The organism is Pseudomonas sp. SDO5522_S412, assembly GCF_054071215.1.
The window spans coordinates 1-8,712 of sequence record NZ_JBSVWQ010000234.1 but is presented as its reverse complement, the minus strand read 5'-3'; the positions used below and the strand labels follow the sequence as shown (position 1 = coordinate 8,712).

General features: G+C 61.1%; 6 protein-coding genes. 4 read left to right on the top strand and 2 right to left on the bottom strand.

The genetic code is table 11. From position 1 onward, the window contains the following. Positions 1-63: 63 nt before the first annotated feature. A complete protein-coding gene (locus tag ACW9I6_RS27825) occupies positions 64-963 on the bottom strand; it encodes a D-hexose-6-phosphate mutarotase (RefSeq protein ID WP_457340063.1) in 900 nt (299 codons plus the stop codon). A gap of 58 nt (positions 964-1,021) precedes the next feature. After that, positions 1,022-1,426: an acyl-CoA thioesterase gene (locus tag ACW9I6_RS27820; RefSeq protein WP_003176975.1), complete on the bottom strand. Its 405-nt coding sequence runs from the start codon at positions 1,424-1,426 to the stop codon at positions 1,022-1,024. Positions 1,427-1,883: 457 nt separating this feature from the next. Here ACW9I6_RS27820 and ACW9I6_RS27815 point away from each other — a divergent pair, with 457 nt between their 5' ends. The 4 genes from ACW9I6_RS27815 to pstA all read left to right on the top strand — a co-directional run bounded on the left by ACW9I6_RS27815 (position 1,884) and on the right by pstA (position 8,643). After that, the gene (locus ACW9I6_RS27815) at positions 1,884-3,173 is read left to right on the top strand and encodes an MFS transporter (RefSeq protein ID WP_177035357.1); all 1,290 of its coding nucleotides are present in this window, start codon (positions 1,884-1,886) and stop codon (positions 3,171-3,173) included. Between the two features lie 330 nt (positions 3,174-3,503). Then, positions 3,504-4,493, top strand: a complete 990-nt coding sequence (locus ACW9I6_RS27810) for a phosphate ABC transporter substrate-binding protein PstS (protein WP_003213401.1) — start codon at positions 3,504-3,506, stop codon at positions 4,491-4,493. A gap of 430 nt (positions 4,494-4,923) precedes the next feature. After that, positions 4,924-6,957, top strand: coding sequence for an ABC transporter permease subunit (locus ACW9I6_RS27805; protein ID WP_174717804.1), 2,034 nt, complete (start codon positions 4,924-4,926; stop codon positions 6,955-6,957). Positions 6,958-6,972: 15 nt separating this feature from the next. Continuing rightward, entirely contained in the window at positions 6,973-8,643 is a 1,671-nt protein-coding gene (pstA, locus tag ACW9I6_RS27800; protein WP_008439475.1) for a phosphate ABC transporter permease PstA, read from the top strand. Positions 8,644-8,712: the final 69 nt, after the last annotated feature.

Below are 8,712 nucleotides of genomic sequence, written 5' to 3'. Positions count from 1 at the left end.
GCACATGCACTAACTGGAACACCGCATTCGCGAGCAAGCCCGCTCCCACATTTTTGATTGGGGTTACAGGGCGATACCGCTGATGCTCACGCCCAGGGTATGGCTTTCACCCGGCGCCAGCGTCACCACATCGTCCAGCACTTTCGCGGTCTCGATGCACAACATGCCCTGCCAGCCGTCGTCGGCCATGTCGCTGAAAGCCTTGGCGCGTTCAGTCCACGGGTTCCAGATCACCGTCGAGCGCGAGCCTGTGCTGGTGAGCTGAACGCGGCGCTGCCAGTCTTTATCGACGATGTTCACTTGAGTCGGGGTGTCGAGGTAGATGCGGTCGGTCTCGGCGGTGAAGTGCAGCAGCCCGGATTGCTGCTTTGGGGTCCAGCCGTCGGCCGTATCGATATAGTCCCGCCCGTCCAGGCCGTCGACCTGCACGTTGCGTACATCGCTGACCGCAAAATAGCTGTGCAGCGCCTGGCTGAGGCTGATGGTCTCGGCGCCGTGGTTGTGGCTGGTCAGGCGGATGTGCAGTTGATCATCCAGCAGGATGCTCATCTTCAGGTCAACCTGATGCGGCCAACCCGGGAAGCCACCTTCAGGCACCGGCAGTTCCAGCTCAACCCTCAGCGCAGTGCCTTCAGCCTCAACGCCAGCCAACGTCCAGTCAGCGGTCCGCACGAAACCATGGGCACCGGCCGGCTCGGCGCCCTGGTACATGGCCTTGACGCTCTGCGGGTTGCGGTCGAACACACCAAACCACGGCCAGCACACCGGCACGCCGGTACGAATGCCTTTGCCTTTCTTGAACACCACCTGATCGTTGGGCCAGATCAGCGGCTTCTCGCCGGTGCGCTGGTAACTCACGATGTGCGCGCCTTGCTGGGCCACCACCAATTCGGCGCCGTTGTGGCGGATGCGCCAAGCGTTCAGCTCATCCAGTTTTACGGTTTCAACGTTGGGCGTAGACATAGGCGCGCGCTCTCAATGGCAGACAATGGGGCAATGGACCGTCAAAACGTCGCGATGTTTAACGCGCCCGCGACGGAACCGAGCGGGTGCGGCCGCTGCCATCGATGGCAACGAACACAAACACCGCCTCGGTGACTTTGCGCCATTCGCTGGACAGCGGGTCGTCGCTCCACACTTCGACCATCATCTGGATCGAGCTGCGGCCGATTTCCAGGGCCTGGGTGTAGAAGGACAACTGTGCGCCGACGGCCACGGGCACCAGGAATGCCATGCGATCAATCGCCACGGTGGCTACGCGGCCACCGGCAACCTTGCTCGCCATGGCGGTGCCGGCCAGGTCCATCTGCGCGACCAGCCAGCCGCCGAAGATGTCGCCGAAACCGTTGGTCTCACGCGGGAGTGCGGTGATTTGCAGGGCGAGATCGCCTTGCGGGATAGGATCTTCTTGTTCGAGTTCGATCATGCCGGTGCCTCTGACCCGTGACGCTTCATGGGTATTTCAAGTGGATAGCCGTCTTCTGGAAAAACGTTTCAGCACCAACATACACCGCTCGATGCGTTTCTCGTAAGGCGTACTAAAGGGAAACTCTGCCAAATCGGCTGGTGTATAACCAACGGCGTTTTGGCACAGCAGCCCCTCAAGGATGCGGGTCTGGCGCTTGCAAGGGCCGAGTATATCGAGCCGTCGGCGCCACGACGACCTCCCGACGCTCATTTGGTCGGTAAATAGACGCTGTATCGCGGCTTTTTCCGGCAACTGTGCTCCTGCTCATATTAATTGCACGTCTGCTACGGAAATATTTCGCGGATCTGAACTGTTAACGGCTCAACGCTGTGCTTTTTCAAGCGATTTGCTATCTTGCCAAGCCTGCCGCAAGTCCCGGGCTTGCCGTCCTGACTACTATAAGAGAAGCCTTGCCATGTCCTCCGTGCCCGCAAGCAGTGCGCAACCTTCGCGCCCGCTGACCCGCAACGACTACAAAACCCTGTCGCTGTCTGCCTTGGGCGGGGCGCTGGAGTTCTACGACTTCATCATCTTCGTATTTTTTGCGACGGTAGTCGGGAAGCTGTTCTTCCCGGCGGACATGCCCGAATGGCTGCGCATGATGCAGACCTTCGGCATCTTCGCCGCCGGCTACCTGGCGCGGCCGCTGGGCGGGATCATCATGGCGCACTTCGGCGACCTGCTGGGGCGCAAGAAGATGTTCACCCTGAGCATCTTCATGATGGCCGTGCCGACCCTGATCATGGGCCTGCTGCCGACCTACGCGCAGATCGGCCTGTGGGCGCCGATCCTGTTGCTGCTGATGCGCGTGATCCAGGGCGCGGCGATTGGCGGTGAAGTGCCGGGCGCGTGGGTGTTCGTGTCCGAGCACGTGCCGCCCCGTCACATCGGTTATGCCTGCGGCACCCTGACCAGCGGCCTGACGGCCGGCATTCTGTTGGGTTCGCTGGTGGCCACCGCCATCAACACGCTCTACAGCCCGGAACAGGTGTCGGATTACGCCTGGCGCATTCCGTTCCTGCTGGGTGGTGTGTTCGGCCTGTTGTCGGTGTACCTGCGTCGCTGGCTGCACGAAACCCCGATCTTCGCCGAGATGCAGCAGCGCAAGACCCTGGCGGCCGAGCTGCCGTTGCGCGCGGTGTTGCGTGACCATCGTGGCGCAATCGTACTGTCGATGCTGTTGACCTGGCTGCTGTCGGCCGGTGTGGTCGTGGTTATCCTGATGACGCCGACCGTGCTGCAAACGATCTACCACTTCAGCCCAACGGTGGCGCTGCAGGCCAATAGCCTGGCCATCGTCACCCTGAGCCTGGGGTGTATTGCTTCCGGCGCCCTGGCCGACCGTTTTGGTGCCGGGCGCGTGCTGATCATCGGTTGTGCCTTGTTGCTGGCAACGTCCTGGACGCTCTATCACAGCCTGATGGCTCACCCGGACTGGCTGTTCCCGCTGTACGCCTTGACCGGCCTGTTTGTAGGCACCATTGGCGTGGTGCCCTATGTCATGGTGAAAGCGTTCCCGCCGGTGGTGCGTTTCAGCGGTTTGTCGTTCTCCTACAACGTCGCCTACGCCGTATTCGGTGGCCTGACACCCTTGGCGGTGTCGTTGCTGATGAAGGAAAGCCCGATGGGCCCTGCTTACTACGTGGCTGTCCTGTGCGTGATGGGGATGGCCGTGGGTGCGTATCTGTGGAAGCGTGGGCGCTGACACGTTTTTTGAAAACTGACGGATAACCTTGTGGCGAGGGAGCTTGCTCCCGTTGAACTGCGCAGCAGTTCCATTTTGAGGGCCGCTACGCGACCCAACGGGAGCAAGCTCCCTCGCCACAGATTTTGCCTTACAACGATTACAGATTGTTTCTACGAAATCGCTCCAACCTCCTCGCAAGCCCCGGATTTATTGGCGTTTCTCCTTCCTGTCAGCTTTTTCATAAATGCTGGCCTTTCATCTAATTGTCATATTCCAGACATAGAGTGTTCACACGGCCTACCGATACTTGGCCCCGATCCAACTATCCCTATCTGCTAGGAGCAAGGCATGAAACTGAAACGTTTGATGGCGGCAATGACTTTTGTCGCTGCTGGCGTTGCGACCGCTAACGCGGTAGCCGCTGGTGTTGACCCGGCGATTCCGGCTTACGTGAAGACCACTGGTGTGTCGGGCAACCTGTCCAGCGTTGGTTCCGATACCCTGGCAAACCTGATGACCCTGTGGGCTGAGGGTTACAAAAAGGAATACCCGAACGTCAACATCCAGATTCAGGCCGCCGGCTCCGCCACTGCACCTCCTGCACTGACTGAAGGCACCTCCAACCTGGGCCCGATGAGCCGCAAGATGAAGGACACCGAACTGGCTGCCTTCGAGCAGAAGTACGGCTACAAGCCAACCGCGATCCCGGTTGCCGTGGATGCCCTGGCCGTGTTCGTGCACAAGGACAACCCGATCCAGCACCTGACCATGGAACAAGTCGACGCGATCTTCTCCTCGACTCGTCTGTGCGGCGCCAAGGCTGACGTCAAGACCTGGGGCGACCTGGGCGTGACCGGCGACCTGGCCAACAAGCCAGTGCAACTGTTCGGTCGCAACTCGGTATCCGGCACCTACGGCTACTTCAAGGAAGAAGCCCTGTGCAAAGGCGACTACAAGCCTAACGTGAACGAACAACCTGGTTCGGCGTCGGTTGTGCAGTCCATCAGCTCCTCGCTGAACGGCATCGGTTACTCGGGCATCGGTTACAAAACCGCCAGCGTGAAAACCGTGGCCCTGGCCAAGAAAGGCAGCACTGACTTCATCGAAGACAGCGAAGAAAACGCCCTGAACGGCAAATACCCGCTGTCGCGCTTCCTCTACGTCTACGTCAACAAAGCCCCGAACAAGCCTCTGGCCCCGCTGGAAGCCGAGTTCGTGAAGCTGGTTCTGTCCAAACAGGGCCAGGAAGTGGTAGTGAAAGACGGCTACATCCCGCTGCCAGCCAAAGTTGCCGCCAAGGCACTGGCTGACCTGGGCCTGAAAGAAGGTGGCAAATAAGCCGCCGGTAAACCTGCCTTGAACCGCGGTTTACCCACGGTTCAAGGCCCGGGCGGGGTCTGTAAGACCTGGACCTCGCCTCCCATTTTTTAATCCGCTGCCAGCCCTGCTACGCGGCGGATTTCTTGCGTCACTGCATTGTCATCTTTCTGTCATACAGGATCGCTAGGGTGTGCGCATGAATGATCTGGCCAATTCCACCATGACGACGACTTCTCCCCCCAAGCGCATTGATTTCAATACGCCTGAGCTGCAACGCAAGCGCCGCATTCGCGCGCTCAAGGATCGCCTGACCCGTTGGTACGTGCTGGTGGGCGGCCTTGCCGTCCTGGGCGCTATCACCTTGATCTTCTTCTTCCTCGCCTACGTGGTCGCGCCGCTGTTCCACGGCGCCAACCTGACCAAGGAAGAGGCCCTGGCGCCTGCCTGGCTGCAGGACGCCGGCAAGCCGCTGATGATCTCCATGGAAGAACAGAACCAGGTCGCCATGCGGGTTTCCGACAAGGGCCAGGCGCTGTTCTTCAACGTTGACACGGGTGCCGAACTCAAGCGCGTTGACCTGCCGTTGCCGGCGGGCGTGACAGTCGCCTCCATTGGTGAAGACCAGCCCGGCAGCCCGCTGGTGATCCTCGGCCTGTCCAACGGCCAGTCCCTGGTGTTCCGTCACACCTATAAAGTGTCGTACCCGGACGGCAAGAAGACCATCTCGCCCGCCGTCGAATACCCTTACGGCGAAACACCAATCGTCCTCGACGAACAGGGCCGCTCCCTTGAGCATGTCGCCTTGAACGCGACCGACTCGACGCTGGTGGTGGCCGGTTCCAGTGGTGCCCATCTGAACGTGCTGTCCATCAGCCGTGAAGAAAACATGATGACCGAGGAAGTCACCACCGAGCAGAAGCGCATCGAACTGCCGCAAATGACCGAGCCGGTCAAAGCCATCTTCGTTGATCCGCGCCAGCAGTGGCTGTACGTGATCAACGGTCGCGCCCAGGCCGACGTTTTCAGCCTGCGGGACAACAGCCTCAACGGTCGCTACAAATTATTGGAAGACGGCGTGGCGCAAGTCACGGCCAGCACCCAGCTGGTGGGCGGCATCTCGCTGATCATCGGTAACTCCAGCGGTGGCCTGGCGCAGTGGTTCATGGCCCGCGACCCGGACGGCGAACAACGCCTGAAGCAGATCCGTACCTTCCAGATGGGCACCGCGCCTATCGTTGAAATCACTGCTGAAGAACGTCGCAAAGGCTTCACCGCCCTCGACGCTTCCGGCAAGTTCGGTGTGTTCCACAGCACTGCCCACCGTACGTTGCTGGTGGACCAGGTGGTCGACGGCAACGGTATCTTCGGCATGTCGCCACGGGCCAACCGTGTGATCGTCGAGGCCGGCGGCAAGCTGCAACCGCTGCTGCTGGACAACCCGCACCCTGAAGTTTCCTGGAGCGCGCTGTGGAGCAAGGTCTGGTACGAAAACTACGACGAACCTAAATACGTCTGGCAATCGACCGCCGCCAACACCGACTTCGAACCCAAGATGAGCCTGGCGCCCCTGACCTTCGGTACCCTGAAGGCCGCGTTCTACGCCATGCTGCTGGCCGCGCCACTGGCCGTTGCCGCTGCGATCTACACCGCTTACTTCATGGCCCCGAGCCTGCGCCGCAAGGTCAAGCCGGTGATCGAGTTGATGGAAGCGATGCCGACGGTGATCCTCGGTTTCTTCGCCGGCCTGTTCCTGGCGCCGTATGTCGAAGGGCATTTGCCGGGGATCTTCAGCCTGCTGATGCTGCTGCCGATTGGCATCCTGGTGGCCGGCTTCGTCTTCAGCCGCCTGCCTGAGTCGATCCGCCTGCGGGTCCCGGATGGCTGGGAAAGCGCGATCCTGATCCCGGTCATCCTGTTTGTGGGCTGGCTCTCGTTGTACATGAGCCCGTACCTGGAAACCTGGTTCTTCGGCGGCGACATGCGCATGTGGATCTCCCACGACCTGGGCATCACCTACGACCAGCGCAACGCCCTGGTAGTCGGCCTGGCCATGGGTTTCGCGGTGATCCCGAACATCTACTCCATCGCCGAAGACGCCGTGTTCAGCGTGCCGCGCGGCCTGACCCTGGGCTCCCTGGCCCTGGGCGCCACGCCATGGCAGACCATGACCCGCGTCGTGATCCTGACCGCCAGCCCGGGCATCTTCTCGGCGCTGATGATCGGCATGGGCCGCGCGGTCGGTGAAACCATGATCGTGCTGATGGCCACCGGCAACACGCCGGTGATGGAGATGAACCTGTTTGAAGGCCTGCGAACCCTGGCAGCCAACGTCGCGGTGGAAATGCCCGAATCGGAAGTCGGCGGCAGCCACTACCGCGTGCTGTTCCTCTCGGCGCTGGTGCTGCTGCTGTTCACCTTCATCATGAACACCCTCGCCGAGCTGATTCGTCAGCGTCTGCGCAAGAAATACTCGTCGCTTTAAGAAAGGTAGAAGTCTGTGAAACAGAACTCCCTGAATGGATGGTTCAAGAGCGGCGCCCCGGGCGTCTGGATCAGCGGTGGCGCGGTGTCCATCGCGGTCATCATGACCATTGGTTTGCTGGCCGTGATTGCCGTGCGTGGCCTGGGCCACTTCTGGCCGGCCGACCTGATCCAGGCCAACTACAACGTGCCGGGCCAGGAAAATCACATCGTCGTCGGCGAAGTGGTGCAGAAAGAAGAAGTGCCCCGCGAGCGCCTGAAAAGCGCTGGCTTGCCGGTGCCGGACCAAGGCCCGGAGTTCATGACCCGCGAGCTGATCAAGGTCGGCAACCGTGACTTGAACGGCAATGACTTCACCTGGATCGTCGGCGAGTGGCTGACCAACCAGACCAAGCCGGTCGAGTTGATGGCCATCGAGCGTCGTGAGTGGGGCAACTTCTACGGCACCCTGGTCAACGTCAAGCAGGACGGCAAGGTGATCGCCGAAGGCGAGGCGGCCTGGCCGGAACTGCAAGCCCGCGTGGACCGCGTCAACAAGCTCGCGGCCCAGCTCAAGACCCTCGAGAAGTCCGACATCGGCGCCATCAACGCCGGCCTCGAACGCATCCGCCTGCACGGTCGCAAACTGGAGCTGGAAGGCAAGCTGGACGCCACCGCCCAGGCCGACATGGACAGCGGCCGCGCCGAACTGAACAACCGCTACAAGGACATCGAAGCCCGCCTGGCCGACCTGCACACCCAGTTCAACCGCGACAGCCTGACCGCCCGCGATGCCAACGGCAAAGAAATCGAAATCGGCATTGGCAAGGTGGTGCACGCTTACCAGCCGAACGCCATGGGCTACATGACCAAGGTTGGCTTCTACTTCAGCAAGGTCTGGGAATTCCTCAGCGACGATCCACGGGAAGCCAACACCGAAGGCGGGATTTTCCCGGCGATCTTCGGCACCGTGATGATGACCCTGATCATGGCGATGATCGTGACCCCGTTCGGCGTGCTGGCGGCGGTGTACCTACGTGAATACGCCAAGCAGAACACCCTGACGCGGATCATCCGCATCGCGGTGAACAACCTGGCCGGTGTACCCGCCATCGTTTACGGCGTGTTCGGCCTTGGCTTCTTTGTGTACGTACTGGGCGGCTCGGTTGACCGGCTGTTCTTCGCCGAGGCCTTGCCGGCACCGACCTTCGGTACGCCTGGCCTGCTCTGGGCATCCCTGACCCTGGCGCTGCTGGCGGTACCGGTGGTGATCGTGGCCACTGAAGAAGGCCTGGCGCGGATTCCTCGCACCGTACGTGAAGGTTCTTTGGCACTGGGCGCGACCAAGGCGGAAACGCTGTGGAAGATCGTGCTGCCGATGGCCAGCCCGGCGATGATGACCGGCATGATCCTCGCCGTGGCCCGCGCCGCCGGTGAAGTGGCGCCGCTGATGCTGGTGGGTGTGGTGAAACTGGCGCCGTCGCTGCCGGTGGACGGCAACTACCCGTACCTGCACCTGGACCAGAAGATCATGCACCTGGGCTTCCATATCTATGACGTCGGCTTCCAGAGCCCCAACGTCGAAGCCGCGCGGCCGCTGGTGTACGCCACCGCCTTGCTGCTGGTGCTGGTGATCGCCACGCTCAACTTGTCGGCGGTGTGGATTCGTAACCACCTGCGCGAAAAATACAAAGCGCTGGACAGTTAATTGAAGTGAACGCGGACTAAATGTGGGAGCGGGCTTGCTCGCGAATGCGGTGTATCAGTCATACATGGG